The organism is Pantoea sp. 1B4 (genome assembly GCF_016925765.1).
GTDB classification, from domain to species: domain Bacteria; phylum Pseudomonadota; class Gammaproteobacteria; order Enterobacterales; family Enterobacteriaceae; genus Pantoea; species Pantoea agglomerans.
Map to the genome: position 1 here is coordinate 228,257 of NZ_JAEUWZ010000001.1, position 15,934 is coordinate 244,190.

The following is a 15,934-nucleotide window of genomic DNA, read 5'->3' on the forward strand; positions in this document are numbered from 1 at the left end:
GAGTAACTATCCCGCTGCGACTGTTGTTACTCCGCTACGCCGGTTAGCCTGTATCCCTGATCACTCACCGGATATCATCATGCAACAGTCATCCGAAACTGCAGAGTTTCAGCACTGGCGACGTAACTTAGGGGTCTGCGTCGTCGGCTCTTTTACCACTATCGTGGCGATGACGCTGCTGCTGCCGTTCCTGCCGCTCTATGTGCAGCAACTCGGCGTTGAGCAGCCTGCCGCTATCGCCCGCTGGTCCGGCCTTGCCTACGGCGCGACCTTTTTCAGCGCCGCACTGACTGCGCCGTTGTGGGGCAGGCTGGCTGACCGCTATGGTCGTAAGCTGATGCTGATTCGGGCCAGTCTCGGGATGGCGATTGCGATGTCGCTGATTGGCATGGCGACCGCGCCCTGGCAACTGGTGGCGCTGCGCCTGCTGGCGGGGCTGCTGGGCGGTTACGCATCGGGATCGACCATTCTGGTGGCGGCACAAACGCCGAAAGCGCAGACCGGCTGGGCGCTGGGGGGTATTGTCTTCCGGTATTATGGCCGGTAACGTGGTCGGACCGCTGCTGGGCGGTGTATTACCGCCACTGATCGGGATTCGTCAGACTTTCTGGCTGACCGGCGCCGTGATTTTTCTCGCCTTCCTCGCCACTACCTTTTTACTCAAAGAGCAGCCACGTGCTCCCGCTACATCGCGCGCCAGCCAGCAACCGCATCCTGAAGCCGGGCCGGTTAATCACAGCCTGATACGGCTGATGTGGCTCTCTGGCATGTTGCTGATCTTCGCCAGCATGTCGATTGAGCCGATTATTACGCTTTACGTGGGCGAGTTTGTGCAGGGCGACCACCAGATCACCCTGATAGCCGGACTGGTGATGTCCGCGGCGGCGCTGGGCACGGTCCTGGCGGCACCACGACTGGGTCGGCTGGCCGATCGGGTAGGGCACTGGCGGGTGCTGACCGGCGGTTTAGTCGTTAGCGGGCTGCTGCTGATACCCCAGGCATTTATCACGGCGGCCTGGCAACTGGTGCTGCTGCGTTTTCTGATGGGGATGGCGCTGGGCGGGTTGATGCCGTGCATCACGGCGATCATTCGTCATAACGTGCCGGGTTCTCAGGTTGGGCGGATGCTGGGATATTCGACATCGGCACAATATATCGGCCAGGTCAGCGGCCCGCTGTTTGGTGGGCTGGTGGGCGGTGCATTCGGGATGCGGCCGGTGTTTCTGGCAACCTGCGTGGTGATGCTGTTTTGCGCCTGGCTCAACTGGCGTGGCATGAAAAAGTAGTGCGATCAAAAAAGGCGGACCGGAGTCCGCCTTAGTTTATTCACAGCTGCGTGAATTACTTCTGGTCTGGCAGCGCGTAGGCAATCACATAATCGCCCAGCCTGGTACCAAACGAGCCGTGACCCCCCTGCCGCGATGACAACGTACTGCTTGCCATCCACTTCATAGGTCATTGGTGTCGCCTGGCCGCCTGCTGGCAGACGTGCCTGCCATAACAGTTCGCCGGTATCAGTGCTGAAAGCACGCAGGTAGTTATCTGCAGTCGCACCAATGAAGAACACCTTACCTGCGGTGGTGATAGGACCACCCAGCATCGGCATACCCATTTTGAACGGCAGCGGAACCGGTGCGCTATCGCGAACGGTACCGATACGCTGTTTCCACACCACGTTGTTGGTCTTCAGATCCACCGCGGAGATGTAACCCCAGGCAGGCTGTTTGCATGGCAGACCAAACGGTGACAGGAACGGGTTCAGCTCGACGCCATACGGCACGCCATACTGAGGCTGAATACCGGTTTCGGTACCTGAACCACCTTCAGCGCCTTTCGGCGGCTCAATCGGGTTGCCTGGGCCACGTGGAATCAGCTTAGAGACAAACGGCAGCGCCATTGGGTTAGCAATCGCGATCTGACGATGAGGATCGACTGCGATGCCGCCCCATTCGAACATACCGAGGTTACCCGGGAACACCAGCGTACCCTGCTCAGATGGCGGGGTGAACGGACCTTCATAGCGCAGGCGCTTGAAGATCACGCGGCACACCAGTTGGTCAAACATCGTTGCGCCCCACATATCCTTGTCCGTGAGATTCTGTTTCGGACGGAAGGTCAGCTCAGAGTAGGGCTGAGTGGCGGCAACGTGATCGCCTTTAGCAGCACCCTGTGGCACTGGCGTTTCTGGCGCAGGCACGACTGGCTTGCCGGTACGGCGATCCAGTACAAAGATGTTGCCGGTTTTCGCTGGCGCGTAGACAACCGGTACGGTGTTGCCATCTTTGTCGGTGATGTCAGCCAGCGTAGGCTGCGACGGCAGATCCATATCCCACAGATCGTGATGCACAGTCTGATAAGACCAGACCAGCTTACCGGTGGTGGCGTTCAGGGCCAGCACGCTGCTCGCATAACGCTCCTGCTCTGGTGTGCGGTTACCGCCCCAGATATCCGGTGTGCTCACGCCCATTGGCAGATAAACGGTATCCAGTTTCGGATCGTAAACTGCCGGTGCCCATGAGTTCGGAGAGTTCATGGTGAAGGTGTGTTCATCAGCCGGAATGGCATTAGGATCTTTTGCGCCTGGATCAAACACCCACAGCAGTTTGCCGGTATTCACATCAAAACCACGAATCACGCCTGACGGCTCGCGGGTTGAGTAGTTATCGGTAACCGCACCCGCCATCACGATGGTGGTGTTAGTAATCACCGGCGGTGAGGTCGGCTCATACTGACCCGCAGTGGTGACAGGCTGTTTGTGTTGCAGATCCAGCTCGCCGTTGACGCCAAATGCCGGGCAGCGTTCGCCGGTCTCTGCGTCCAGTGCAAACAGACGACCATCGTTGACCGGCAGATAGATACGACGTGAACACAGCGCAGGCTGAGTGTTCGCTGCATCGGCGGCTGCCGGCACTTCGTGGTAAGAAACACCGCGACAGGTCACGTGCTGGAAGGTCGGGTTGACCTTCATGCCCGGATCAAATTTCCACTTCTGCTTACCGGTGGCCGCATCCAGTGCAAACAGGATCTGGTGTGGCGAACAGAGATAAAGCGTGTCGCGGATTTTAATCGGCGTGACTTCGTCGGTAATTTCACCCGGATCGTTAGGGGTTTTCATGTCGCCAGTCTGGAACTGCCAGGCAACCTGCAACTCTTTCACGTTCTGATGATTAATCTGCTTCAGCGGAGAGAAACGGGTTCCCTGCTGATCACGCGCATAAGCGGGCCAGTCAGCGTCCGGGATGTTGCTCAGCGGCGCAGCCTGCGGGGCGTTGTCAGCGGTTTCTGGTACTGACCCGTTGATGACCTGCGGATCGTTGAATACCGCATAGGCCAGCACAATGGCACTGGCAATCAGCGCCACAGCCATGGTACCCAGCGCGGCTTTGCTGCCCGCGTTGAAGCTGCGATAAACAAACGGCAGGATCAGCCAGACACCGAAGATCACCAGCACATCGGTGCGTGGTGCCAGTGCCCAGAAGTCGGTGCCCACTTCCCATACACCCCAGATTAGGGTGCCGATCAGCAGCAGCGCATAGAGAACCAGCGCAGTGCTTTTACGACGGGAAAGCAGATAAGCGGTGATAAGCATCACCACACCGCCAAAAACGTAATACCAGGAACCACCAATGGCGGCTAACCAGCCACCGCCAATCAGCATAAACGCGCCCGTCAGCACTGCGAACAGCACCGTCAGGAAACGAATTACGCCAAAAGATGAGGAGTTTTTCCCCATAATATCGACCTCGTTTCGTTGCCATAAAACACACGAAAACAACCAGATAGGCCGTTTCCAGTTATCAAGTACAAATGATTAGGGTGTTCTGAAGTATCTCTTCCGTTAAGACAGACGATCCCTTTGTGTTAAATGTTATAGCAAAATCAGATCGAGGTTTGATTTTTTTTGGCTTAAACCGCTTAACAACGGGAATAAAACGACATTTTATGGGGGGATTAAAGGACGTTAAGCGCACCGCCGTGTGCCCTTAACGCCGGAAGGCAGGATTTGTGAATCAGCAGCTAATAAGATCGCCGTCCGAGCGTTGCTGTTGCCAGCCGCTGATATTTATCTCAGCAAACTGCTCAGCGGTTAAGGGCGGCGTATGACTTCGTACGATTACCTCTGCCCCTTTTTCACGAAACGTCGCCATAAAAAAGGGAAAGGTAAATTTCTCATAATTATCATTAAAGAAAGATTCGGTTAAAACAATTCCTGAAAAAGGAAATGATTCCAGTAGTCGCCAGTCTGCACCCGGTGGCGCAAAATCATAAAGCCAGAAATCAAATTTCTTTGTTAATTCAAGCAGTGACGTACTATGTGCTGCCAGACTGGAATAATTAATTCCAATCCGGACACGCGCATTTTGTAAATGCGTATAGGCATCCGGAACCGCGATCATTCCCCGTAATCGAATATCTTCCACCGGAACAACCATTAATGCTGCTTCAGTAGCAATTTGATTGTGTAATGAAATAATGTTGTTTGTATTAAGTATATTGCCGCTATCCTGGTTTAGCTGAAGATAAGGCACGCTATAGCAAATGCCAGTGACATTACGCTTAACGTGATGGATTGGTTCAGTAACATAGGGGTTATATAAACTGTTTTTCATTATCTCTATGAAATTCAATAGAAAGGATTTTTTGTTAATTAAGCATATAAAAAGTCGCATTTTTCTAAACGCGTGAATAAATATAGATCACATGCTTAATCCAAATCATCCTTTTGTTGCCTGAGAAAGTAAATAAACCTGTTAGCAAAGAAACGATAATTCCTTTGGCGTCTGATGATGTGCTGGAATATATTCAATAGTCGGGACCAATAGGCTGGTAATAATCATGAGGGGTCTGACGCGCCTCGGCCGGACAGGGACGCTGCTTATCGCGCAGGGAGGCTGCGCTGGAGCCGCAGGCCTTCTGCTCGCATCCGGTCTGCTATCGTGAAGCCGACAATCACCACACCAATAACACCGCGCAACGACGCGGGTTTCCTCACCTGATTTGGGATAAGACATGGGATTTATGGCATCGGCAGCGGAAGAGTCGCTGTGGCGACATCGGACATTTGTCGCCTTCTGGGTGGCGCGTACCTGCTCATCATTTGGTTTTCAGATGTTCTCGGTCGCAATCAGCTGGCAGATCTATGCGCTGACCAACAGCGCGATGGCGTTAGGGATGATTGGCTTAATGCAGTTTCTGCCGTCGGTGTTGCTGGCGCTGCCAGCGGGCCATCTGGCGGATCAATATGACCGGCGGCGGATCGTGCTGTTGGGTCAGCTGGTGGAATTTGCCGCACTGCTGGCATTAGTGGTGCTTACCTTATTCCATACCCCCGATAAGACCGCGTTGTGGGGGCTGGTGTTTATGATTGCGGTGGCGAAAGCGCTGGAGTGGCCTGCGATGTCTTCAATGCTGCCGTCGCTGGTGCCGCCTTCGATTCTGGCGCGTGCGATGGCGATGAACTCCGTGGGCGGTCAGGCAGCGGTTATCGTTGGGCCGACGATTGGCGGGCTGCTTTATGTCGCCGGGCCGCATGTGGTGTATGGCGTTTCCGGGCTATTTTATCTGGTTTCGCTGACGCTGGTGAGTCTGCTGCGTTATGAGCGTCCGGTGCAGGCTCGTCTGCCGATGAATATGAAGAATCTGTTTGCCGGGATTCACTTTATCCGTGAGCGCAAAGATGTGCTTGGGGTAATTTCGCTCGATCTGTTTGCGGTGCTTTTGGGCGGTGCAACGGCGCTGCTGCCGATTTTTGCCAAAGATATTCTGCATACCGGGCCCTGGGGGTTGGGGATGTTGCGCGGCGCGCCGTCGGTGGGAGCATTGCTGGTGGGCATCTGGCTGAGCCGTCACAAGCTGGAGAAGCATGTCGGGATGATTATGTTTGGCTCGGTGGCGGGCTTTGGCGTTGCGACGCTGGTGTTCGCGCTTTCCACGCAGTTATGGCTGTCGCTGGTGGCGCTCTGTGCATTGGGTGGCTTTGATATGGTGAGTATGGTGATCCGGGGTGCGCTGGTGCAGCTGGATACGCCGGATACCATGCGCGGACGGGTGAATGCGGTTAACGCGATTTTTATTAATACGTCGAATCAGCTGGGCGAGTTTGAGTCGGGGTTGCTGGCGGCCTGGATGGGTGCGGCACCGGCGGCGGCGATTGGCGGCATCGGTACGCTGGTAGTGGTGGCGCTGTGGATGAAGTTGTTTCCACATCTGCGGCGTCGTCAGAAGCTGGAGAATGAGGTGGATCCGGTTTGAACAACCGAGGTTGGTGAGGCAGATGCGGTTGTAGAATTGAGTGCAGTCTCAGGGAGCCTATGCCTTGCGCAAAGACGCAAAAGCGCCATCCATTCGCTGTGAGTATGTAAGTTGCCTCTGACTGAGACGCAAACCGGACGAACGCAAAGCTCCGGAACGCCTTTCAAAACGTTCCTGATTTACACGAAAACGCGTTCCTTGCTATAACTTATCTCTCATCGGCAGGCCTGTGGCCTCCTCAGTCAGCTTAAGCGCTTATAGAGGGTACCGTTATGAATCAGACTCACTCCATTCCGGAAATTTATAATCCTGATGTGCCGTATTCAGTAAAGTGCGAGATCGTGGCGCAGCTGTGCCGGGCGCTGGCTTCCCATAAAAACATCCCGGTTAGCGCCCTGAGAAAATATCTTCTGGAAAAAACTCACGTTGATTTCGAAAATCTGGAGGATAACCCGGTAGGAATGCTGCTGCTGTATGAGTACCTTCACTGCCAGCGCCCCTCGGTCTGCGCCCGGAATGAAAAAAACCTTCATTAAGCGCTGCCTTCAGCTTAATCAAATACGCCTTCGGAGAAGAGGGCTGGAGAAGGGGCGGTTGAGTTGTCGCTGGCAACGGTTTCCCGAGCCAGCTCAACCTCAATATTGTCACTGGCCCGAAGGCCAGTACAGGAAGTTACCAGTCATACTGCCATTAAAATCCTGGGGTCAGAGGGGGGAGGCCGACCCGCAGGCTGGGGCCATCAGGCCCCGGTTTTTCCCAGGTTGGCGTCAAATGTTAGCCAGCTTTCACGCATGTCCACTACGCTGCGGGTTTTACGGGCCTCATCGATTTTTATTGCCGTGAGGCCCGCTTCCAGCGCGTCCACTACTGAAACTTTCAGCGGTGTTCCCTGTTTAATATGTTTAACGATCTCTTCAGCCATCAGCGCATCTGCGCCGTAATGGCCATCATACGCATTGCCGCTGTAGGCGGTATCGACCTCTTTCTCGCCGCTGCGTGCGTTGTGTACGCGGAAGTAGTTGCGCACGAAGTCGCCTTCCGCCATGCCGTCGGTGCCCATGACACAGAAACGGCGGAACTCATCCGGCACATTCAGATTGGCGTGGAAGGCCAGCGTCGCGCCGCCTTCGTACTCAATCAGGGCAGTCTGGTAGTCGACAATATCGGCATCGCTGTCGAACACCGCATCGGTGCTCGACCAGCCGCTGGGCTTCACGTGATAAAGTTCTGAGTCAGCGGTGATAGCTCCCTGCGGCGCATGAGCGGGAGTAAAGGATTTCCGGCCACCAAAGCTGGCGACGCGGATCGGGCGCTCCTGCAACAGCCCCTGATAGAGATCGATGTCGTGACAGCATTTTTCCAGAATGTACGGACCGGCATATTTCTCCAGACGGCGCCAGTCGCGCTGAAAGAATGCGCCGTGATAAGGCTTGATATGTTCTGTCGCCTCAATCGAGGTGATCTCACCCAACTGACCCGCATCGCGTGCCGCCAGCAGATCGTGATAGAGCGGGGAGTAGCGCAATACCAGGCCGACCAGAATGCGCGCTTCGCCATACTGACGCACCAGCTTCGCCATCTCCATGGTCTGCTCTTCATTGATCACCACCGGCTTTTCGGTAAACACCGTATAACCCGCTGCCAGCGCCTGACCCACATGCTCCAGATGCAGAAAGTTGGGAGAGCCAACCAGCACGACATCCATTCCGCCATGTTCCAGCAGAGCATCGATTGACGCAAAGGCCTGGCCGGGCGCGATACCAAAGCTGTGCAGATTAGGCAGTCCGGCGGGTGCCGGATCGTAATAACCCACTACCGAAAAGGCGTCGTCGGCTTTGCTGAACTCTTTGATCACGTGGGACAGTCGAAAGCCGAGACCGATAATGCCTACTTTCATGTTAAACCCCTGCTCCTGAAATCGCATGATGCATAGCCCGCCTGTGATCGGGCGCGCCTGTTGATAATCTGACCACCAACTTATTACGACAGAAAAACTAATGTCAATAACGCACTGCGCGTTTTGCGAGAAGGTTTTTGTTATGATGATGTAAAATAAGAAGAAAATTCAGATATGATTTTGCTATATTTATTTGTTATTGCGATTTAAGTTTTTTTATCCTATCGTTCGCTCATTATGGCTATAACCCTTAATCAGGGAAGGAAGCGCGTGCAACCACACTATCTTCTGGGCATTGATGGCGGCGGTACACAGTGTCGCGCGCGGTTAACCGACCTGCAGGGTCGCATTCTGGCTGAAGCCACCGGCGGGCCTGCCAACGTCTGGTCAGACTATGACGCGGCACTGACCTGCGTCGGGCAGCTGATCGAACGGGTATTGTCACAGGCGGGATTAGCCCCGGAGGCGCTGACGCAAACTGCGCTGGTGGCCGGATTAGCCGGTGCGAACGTCACCTCGGTACAGGCGCGGCTCGCCAGCTGGCAACCTGCCTGCGCGGCGTTACAGGTGGTCAGCGATGTGGAGATCGCCTGTGCGGGCGCCCATGGCGGCGCACCTGGCGCCGTCTTTATTATCGGCACCGGCAGTCAGGGAGCCGCGTGGGATGGCGATCAGTTTACGCTGCTTGGCGGCTGGGGCTTTGCCTTGTCTGACCAGGGATCGGGCGCTGAGCTGGGCCGTCGTGCGCTGCGGCTGGCGCTGCTGGCCCATGAAGCGATTATTACCCAGAGCGCTCTTACCCGGCAGCTGATGGCGCAGTTCGACCACATTCCGGAAACCATGCTGCTCTGGACGCGCTCAGCGACGCCTGCAGACTGGGCCCGCGTGGTGCCACAGATTTTTGCGGCCGCCGACGCGGGCGATGGTCATGCACAGGATCTGCTGGATCAGACCGCAGCCGATATCGGCCTGATGGTCCGCCGTCTGACTGCCCTGAGCAGCGGACCCGTGGCGCTGATGGGGGGGACTGGCCACGCCGATTCAGCGCTGGCTGGATGACGATATTCAGGCCCGGCTGGTGACGCCGCAGGGCGATGCCCTGAGCGGGGCGCTGATACTGGCGCAGCAGCTGACGCCTGCCCGATTACCGATCTGAAGCTGGCTGAGCATCCTCAGCCAGATAACCCGAGGAATTTATGACCGCTCCCAACGTAACCGCGCGCATTCTGCGGTTGATTGTTGAAAATGCGCCGATCAGCCAGTCAGACCTGAAAGTTCGTAGCGGACTGAGCATGTCGACCGTGTCGCAGGCGACTAACCGCCTGCTGGCGCAGGAAATCGTGCAGGAGCTGGGGCTGCGTCGCGTGTCGATGGGGCGGCCAAAAACGCTGCTTGGGCTCAATCCCGATCGCGCCAGCGTGATTGGCATTCAGCTCAATGCGGAACGCAACCTGATCGTCATGACCGATCTCAGCGGCAATCTGCTGGGCGAACAGCAGATGCCGAAAGGCACGCTGACACCGCGCCAGCTCGGCGATGCACTGGCGAAATTCCTGCGCGGCGTTGAGGAGAAGCGGGTGGGCGCCATTGGCCTGGCCCTGTCGGGACTGGTCGATGCCGAAAACGGCTACTGTATCCGCTCCAAAGTGCTCGACTGGGACAACGTCCCGATTGCGCGCCTGCTGGAAGAGCGTTTCTCGCTGCCGGTGTTTATCGAGAATGACGCCAACGCCATGGCAATGGCGGCGCTGGTATTTGGTCAGCTCGGCAACGCGCAGTCGGCGGTGATCGCCACCTACGGCAAAGGGATCGGGGCGGGCATCATTCTGAATCGTCAGCTCTATCGCGGTCGTCACGGCAAGGCGGGGGAGATTGGCAACGGGCTGGTAGGCGACGGATCACTGCGTCTGCTGGAAGATGTCGCCTCATCGCGTGCCATTCTGCAACGGCTTGCTGACCAGGAACCGGTGGAAGGCCTCACCTTGCAGGCGCTGGATCAGCGGCCAACACCCGAGGTGCTGGCGGTGCTGGAAGAGGCAGGACGCGAGCTGGGAATTTCACTGGCGAACCTGTCGGTGGCTTACGATCCGGATGTGGTTTATCTGGCGATGGAGCCGCACATGGCGTCACGCATTCTGCTCGATCACATCACCCAGAGCTTCCAGGCCTACCGGCTTAAACTGACGCCGCACATGACACCGCTGCAGTTCCTGACTGAATCGAACCGCATGTGGGCGCTGGGCGCGGCGGGTTTTGCCGTCAACCGGCTGCTTGATCTGCTGGCGGCGCAGGCCGATGAAGAGCCGGTCACCTGAGTTATCCCTCGAATAAAAACGGGCGCCGCGGCGCCCGTTTTTGTTTCCGCGCTTCCCTTAGCGCAGGCGCATCCCCTGTTCATCAAACAGCAGGCAGTGCGCGGCAGAAAAGCCCAGTTCAACCTGGGTTCCCAGATCGCGCGTGGTTGCTTCGCGCTCTTCCACCACCAGCATCTCTTCACGCCCGATGTCCAGGTAGAGGTAGTTGGTGTGGCCCAGCATCTCGCCATAGGCCAGCTCGCCGTGAAAGCGCAATGCCTCCGGCGTCTGCGCGGCAGGCTGAAAATGCTCGGGACGAATCCCCAGCGTCACGGTTTGCCCCTCGCGGCAGTCGGCGGCGATTTTCAGCACCAGCCCCTCAATCTTCAGTTCCGGCACCCGCAGCTGCACTTCACCCTCGCCCGTGGCGCTGATTTCCGCCCGCAGGAAGTTCATTTTTGGCGAGCCGATAAAACCGGCGACAAACAGGTTATCCGGATCGTGATAGAGCGTCAGCGGTGCGCCGACCTGCTCAATGCGGCCCTGACGCAGCACGACGATGCGGTCAGCCAGCGTCATCGCCTCCAGCTGATCGTGGGTGACATAAATCATGGTGTTGCCGAGCGAGGCGTGCAGCCGCGCAATCTCAATCCGCATCTGCAAACGCAGCTCGGCATCGAGGTTAGAGAGCGGCTCATCGAACAGGAAAATACGCGGATGACGGATAATTGCCCGGCCAATCGCCACGCGCTGCCGTTGTCCGCCAGAGAGCGCGCGCGGCAGGCGGTCGAGCAGTTCGGTGAGATGCAGGCGGGCGGCCGTCCGGGCAATCGCCTCATTGATCTCCGCCTTAGACTTCTTCATTACCTCCAGCGGATAGGCCAGGTTGCCGCGCACCGTCATGTTGGGGTAGAGCGCATAAGACTGAAACACCATAGCAATGCCGCGCTCGGTGGCGGGCTGCTGCGTCATGTCCTGCTCCTCAATCAGCAACTGACCGCTGCTGATCTCCTCCAGCCCGGCGATCATCCGCAGCAGCGTCGATTTACCGCAGCCGGATGGCCCGACAAACACCACAAATTCGCCGCTGTTGATCGTCAGATCGATGCCATGAATGACATTAACGTGTTCATAAGACTTCTTCACATTCTGCAAGCGCAGGCTGGTCATCGGCTACCTCACTCAGAGTAACTGGCCCATGTAGATGGCATTGCTGCGCAGGATTGGGGTGAACCCCATGCGCTGATAAAAGGCACAGACCTGCTCATTCTGCAGGCTGACGCCAAGATGGACACCGCTGACACCGGCAGCGCGCAGCGCCGCCAGCTCATGCTCAATCATCCGGCGACCCCAGCCGCCTTTCTGTGCCGCCGGCAGCAGGTTGATATGCAGATGAGCGGGCCACTGCGTCACCAGCGTGTCAGCGGCCTGGTCAGGATGGCGTATTGAGTCGAGCACTTTGCTGTCGAGCGGCGCGCTGGCGCTGCGATCACGATATTTCTCCTGCAGCTGCGGCCACCATGCGGCCTGTAGCTGCGCTTCAAACGCGCGGGTATCGGACGCGGCGACCACATAACCCTGCACCTCACCGTCCCGCTCCAGCACAAAAGCAAAGTCAGGCGCGAAACGCGCATAAGGCACAGCAAAACGCTGGCCGGGATAGTCAGGATCGGAATAGAGCGCGCGGGCATCGCCACCTGCATCGGCTGTTTCCAGGCAGATGCGGTAGAGCGCCGGGTAGTCCGCCGGGGTGGCCGGACGAATGACACCTTGATTCGCCATGGTGAATTCTCGTGAGTGAGTGAATCGGTCAGGGATTGAACAGATCCGCAGATAAAAGTTACGTTAATGAAAGTGGACTTAGTTTTCAAGATAGAATAATTACCTTATCTCACTAACACGGGCGCTTCGGCAATGTTTACCGGCATCGGGATGCACAACTGTGATCGCCAACACGCCCGGATCGTGGCGGCTGGCAGCAGATTCACGGCCAGTGAAAGGGGGGAAAGTGTGAGCGTGATAGGATTTTCGTATGTTTTATCAGGACGTTATTTTGCAATGATTGCACTGGCATCTCCTGCTGCAGAAAAAGTAGCTGGCGACGCACCGCCACGGTTAATCGCGTAAATGCCAGCGCAGTGTGCTGAATTTCACGCCATGCCGCTGTTTATTTGCGCGTGCTCACAGCGTTGTAATTCCCCGCGCAGGCTGTTTGACTTTATTTTTTTATTAAAGTAAGTATGAGTGAGTGCGTTTGTGTGCGGCTGCAGCCTGCAGGATGTCAGGCGGTGAGATGAAAGGATGCCGATCCTGGTCTGAAGAAGGTGAGCATAATGTCTGTTTCCTCCGTTCGTTCGTTCCGAATTCGCAATGTGGGTCGGCTGCTGGCAGCGGGCCTGCTGGCGGGCAGCGTCTCGCATGCCGCCCACGCCGCCGTTACCCTGAATGAGTGGGATATCTACAACTACCCGGAGCAGACTGCCGCGGTAGATGAAGGGATTAAAGAGTTTTCCCAGCAGAATCCCGGCATTGTGATTAACCGCTCGGTTCACTCCTTTGAAGATACCCGTATTCCCCTGAAGCTGGCGCTGACCGCCGGTGATGGCCCGCAGATCGCTCAGGTCAACCAGGGCGGCGGCGATATGGGCTCGCTGGTTAAAGATAAGCTGCTGCTGCCGCTCGACAGCTACGCCGCCAGCAACGGCTGGACCACACGCTTCCCGGACTCGATTCTGAAACGTAACCGCTGGTCAGACAGCGGCGAGTTTGGCAGCGGCAAACTCTATGGCGTCGCCAGCCTGGGCGAGATGGTCGGGCTCTATTACAACAAAGCGCTGCTGGATAAAGCAGGTATTGCCGTGCCGAAAACGCTGGCTGAGCTGGAAAGCGCGATGGCGAAACTGAAGCAGCAGGGCACCGCGCCGATGATGCTCGGTCTGCTGGATGGCAACATGGGCCAGCAGCTGCTCAGCACCCTGTGGCAGGCGCAGATTGAGAGCCACGACCGCAAGACGCTGGATAATCTGATTTACGATGTGGGCGGCACCTTCAAAGACAGCAAGCTGGTCAATGCCGCCTCTATGATGAAGAGCTGGACCGACAAAGGGTACTTCTTCCCTGGCTTCCAGGGCATCGGTCACGACGATGCGGCGACGCTGTTCCAGAACGGCCAGGCTGCGTTCCTGGTCAGCGGCACCTGGTATCTCGGCCAGTTTAAAGACAACAAAGATATTCACTTTGCCGCGATGCCTGCCGGTGAAGGCGTGAAGCAACCGCTGATGGTGGGCGGTACCGATCTGGCGTTCTCCATCACCAGCACTGCCAAAGGCAAAGACCAGCAGGAAGGTGCGGCGAAGTTCATCAACTATATGGTCTCTGATGCCATGGCGAACCGCTGGCTGAAGGTGGGCTTCCTGCCTGCCAGCACCAACAAAGCGGCGAAAATGCCAGCGGACAATCCGCTGCTGGCCGAGGCGTATCAGGTCTGGCTGACGCTCAATGATTACGACGGTTTAGGTCACTACGTGGACTGGGCGACACCCACCATGAACGCCGAGCTGAATCAGAACGTTCAACTGCTGCTGGCAGGCCGTCAGACACCTGATCAGATGGTAGTTAATTTTGATAACAACTATCAGCGTTACCTGAAAACACTGAAGCATTAAGCCGGAGGCCCGGCGAACAGCCGGGCCTGAGCCTCGTTCTGAACCACGAGTAGAGTTATGTTGAATTTAAGTGGCTGGCGTAATTTTCTCTATGTTCTGCCTGCGGTGCTGGTCTATGCGGTGTTTCTGCTGTTCCCGCTACTGGCCTCGCTGGGCATCAGTTTTACCGAATGGGACGGCACCTCGCTGCCGGTGTTTAGCGGCGTCAGCAACTATCTGCGGATGTTCAGCGATCCGGTGTTCTGGATTGCACTGGGCAATAACGCCATCCTGATGCTGTTCTATACCCTGTTGCCGATTGGCGTCGGCCTGCTGCTCTGCAGCTTTCTGTATGACACGCGCAACAACAGCGAACGCAGCGTGCTGCGCATTCTCTTTTTCCTGCCCTACATCATGCCGATGGCGGTGCTGGGCGTGGTGTGGCGCTGGCTCTATAACCCGGCGTTTGGTCCGATCGACCAGATATTACGCGCAATCGGATTGCCCCAGCTGGCACTCTCCTGGCTGGGTGATTTTACCTGGGCGCTGCCCGCCGTGGGTCTGGTCGCCACCTGGTACTTCTTCGGCTTCTGTCTGGTTCTGTTTATGGCGGGCCTGCAGCGCATGGATCCCTCACTGCTGGAAGCGGCCGATCTCGATGGCTCGTCGCGTCGCCAGAAGTTTATGCGCATTACGCTGCCAGGCCTGCGACCCGAGCTGCGGATTGCCCTGCTGCTGACGGTGATCGCCAGCCTGAAAGCCTTTGACCTGGTCTATGTGATGACGCAGGGCGGCCCGGGCACCTCCACCATGGTGACCAACATCTTTATGTATAAGCAGGGCTTTGATCTGCACTACTTTGGCTACGCCTCGTCGGTGGCGGTGTTCAGCATGGTCATTGTTTTAGGGATTAACTATCTGATCCATCTGGCCTTAAAGGAGCGTTACTGATGCGAAGCACGCCGGTGATTTCACGCGCGCTGATCTGGATCGTGGCGCTGATGACGATTCTGCCGTTCCTGATGGCGCTGATGACGTCGTTCAAAACCCAGATGGAGCTGTTTCAGGGGGTCTTCACGCTGCCCGCCTCGCTGAATTTCAAAAACTACCTGACCGCGTGGCAACAGGGCCACTTCAACGTCTACTTCCTCAACTCGGTGCTGGTGGTGATTCCGGTGGTGCTGTTCAGCGCGCTGCTGGGCATTCTGGCCGGGTTCGGTTTCGCGTGGCTGAAAATCCCTGGTAAAAAAAGTCATCGGAGCGATGCTGGCGCTAGGGATGGTATTGCCGAGTGAAGCCTTTATCATTCCGCTCTATCACGAGCTGCGCTGGATGGGGCTGACCAACACCTATCTGGCGCTGATCCTGCCGCAAATTGCCCTGTCGCTGCCCTTTACCACGCTGATGATCGCCAGTGCTTTCCAGCAGGTGCCGAAAGAACTGGTGGAAGCGGCGGTAATGGATGGGGCATCGCGGGTCAAAATTCTGTGGGGCATTCTGGTGCCCGCTATCTGGCCGACCCTCTCAACGCTGGGGCTGCTGCTGTTTATCTGGACCTGGAATGAGTTCCTGATCCCGCTGATTCTGGTCAACAAGGATGAGTTACGCACACTGCCAATTGGCATGATGTTTTTCCAGAACAAAAATACCATCGACATTCCGGTGCTGATGGCGGGCGCGATGATTGTGATTATGCCGCTGATCGTGGTGTTCCTGATTTTCCAGCGCAAGTTCATCAGCGGCGTCACCGAAGGGGCCGTGAAGTAATCTGTGATAGCCCGCACGAAACGGCGCACTGGCGGCCAGACAAAGGTTTGCCGCGCCGTATCGTGCTGCAATTCCTCCTC

The 15,934-nt window shown here is 56.8% G+C and carries 9 protein-coding genes and 4 pseudogenes; 7 read left to right on the top strand and 6 right to left on the bottom strand.

Annotated elements, in window-relative coordinates; genetic code table 11:
• Positions 1 to 79 precede the first annotated feature (79 nt).
• A pseudogene (locus JNO11_RS01060) lies at positions 80 to 1,286 on the top strand (MFS transporter).
• A 55-nt stretch (positions 1,287 to 1,341) separates the two neighbouring features.
• Here JNO11_RS01060 and JNO11_RS01065 read toward each other — a convergent pair.
• Both JNO11_RS01065 and JNO11_RS01070 read right to left on the bottom strand, forming a co-directional pair.
• Positions 1,342 to 3,733, bottom strand: a pseudogene (locus tag JNO11_RS01065) (glucose/quinate/shikimate family membrane-bound PQQ-dependent dehydrogenase).
• Between the two features lie 277 nt (positions 3,734 to 4,010).
• Positions 4,011 to 4,610, bottom strand: a complete 600-nt coding sequence (locus JNO11_RS01070; protein WP_235038338.1) for a hypothetical protein — start codon at positions 4,608 to 4,610, stop codon at positions 4,011 to 4,013.
• Positions 4,611 to 5,010: 400 nt separating this feature from the next.
• Between JNO11_RS01070 and JNO11_RS01075 the strand changes: the two genes are divergently transcribed.
• Entirely contained in the window at positions 5,011 to 6,252 is a 1,242-nt protein-coding gene (locus tag JNO11_RS01075; RefSeq protein ID WP_010252060.1) for an MFS transporter, read from the top strand.
• Positions 6,253 to 6,575: 323 nt separating this feature from the next.
• On the opposite strand, the gene JNO11_RS01080 is transcribed toward JNO11_RS01075, so the two are convergent.
• Positions 6,576 to 6,785, bottom strand: a complete 210-nt coding sequence (locus JNO11_RS01080; RefSeq protein ID WP_010252057.1) for a hypothetical protein — start codon at positions 6,783 to 6,785, stop codon at positions 6,576 to 6,578.
• A 206-nt stretch (positions 6,786 to 6,991) separates the two neighbouring features.
• The gene (locus JNO11_RS01085) at positions 6,992 to 8,149 is read right to left on the bottom strand and encodes a Gfo/Idh/MocA family oxidoreductase (protein ID WP_010252054.1); all 1,158 of its coding nucleotides are present in this window, start codon (positions 8,147 to 8,149) and stop codon (positions 6,992 to 6,994) included.
• Between the two features lie 270 nt (positions 8,150 to 8,419).
• Here JNO11_RS01085 and JNO11_RS01090 point away from each other — a divergent pair.
• Positions 8,420 to 9,305 (top strand): annotated as a pseudogene (locus tag JNO11_RS01090) (BadF/BadG/BcrA/BcrD ATPase family protein).
• Between the two features lie 40 nt (positions 9,306 to 9,345).
• Entirely contained in the window at positions 9,346 to 10,464 is a 1,119-nt protein-coding gene (locus JNO11_RS01095) for an ROK family transcriptional regulator (RefSeq protein WP_022625245.1), read from the top strand.
• Between the two features lie 57 nt (positions 10,465 to 10,521).
• On the opposite strand, the gene JNO11_RS01100 is transcribed toward JNO11_RS01095, so the two are convergent.
• Entirely contained in the window at positions 10,522 to 11,613 is a 1,092-nt protein-coding gene (locus JNO11_RS01100; protein WP_010252048.1) for an ABC transporter ATP-binding protein, read from the bottom strand.
• Between the two features lie 12 nt (positions 11,614 to 11,625).
• Complete coding sequence (locus tag JNO11_RS01105; RefSeq protein ID WP_325176832.1) at positions 11,626 to 12,225, bottom strand: GNAT family N-acetyltransferase; 600 nt, start codon at positions 12,223 to 12,225, stop codon at positions 11,626 to 11,628.
• Between the two features lie 551 nt (positions 12,226 to 12,776).
• On the opposite strand from JNO11_RS01105, the gene JNO11_RS01110 reads away from it, so the two are divergent.
• The 3 genes and pseudogenes from JNO11_RS01110 to JNO11_RS01120 all read left to right on the top strand — a co-directional run bounded on the left by JNO11_RS01110 (position 12,777) and on the right by JNO11_RS01120 (position 15,854).
• Positions 12,777 to 14,108, top strand: coding sequence for an extracellular solute-binding protein (locus JNO11_RS01110; protein WP_010252044.1), 1,332 nt, complete (start codon positions 12,777 to 12,779; stop codon positions 14,106 to 14,108).
• A 57-nt stretch (positions 14,109 to 14,165) separates the two neighbouring features.
• Entirely contained in the window at positions 14,166 to 15,038 is an 873-nt protein-coding gene (locus tag JNO11_RS01115) for a sugar ABC transporter permease (protein WP_010252041.1), read from the top strand.
• Positions 15,038 to 15,854, top strand: a pseudogene (locus tag JNO11_RS01120) (carbohydrate ABC transporter permease). The gene JNO11_RS01115 and the pseudogene JNO11_RS01120 overlap by 1 nt, the downstream one beginning before the upstream one ends.
• Positions 15,855 to 15,934 lie beyond the last annotated feature (80 nt).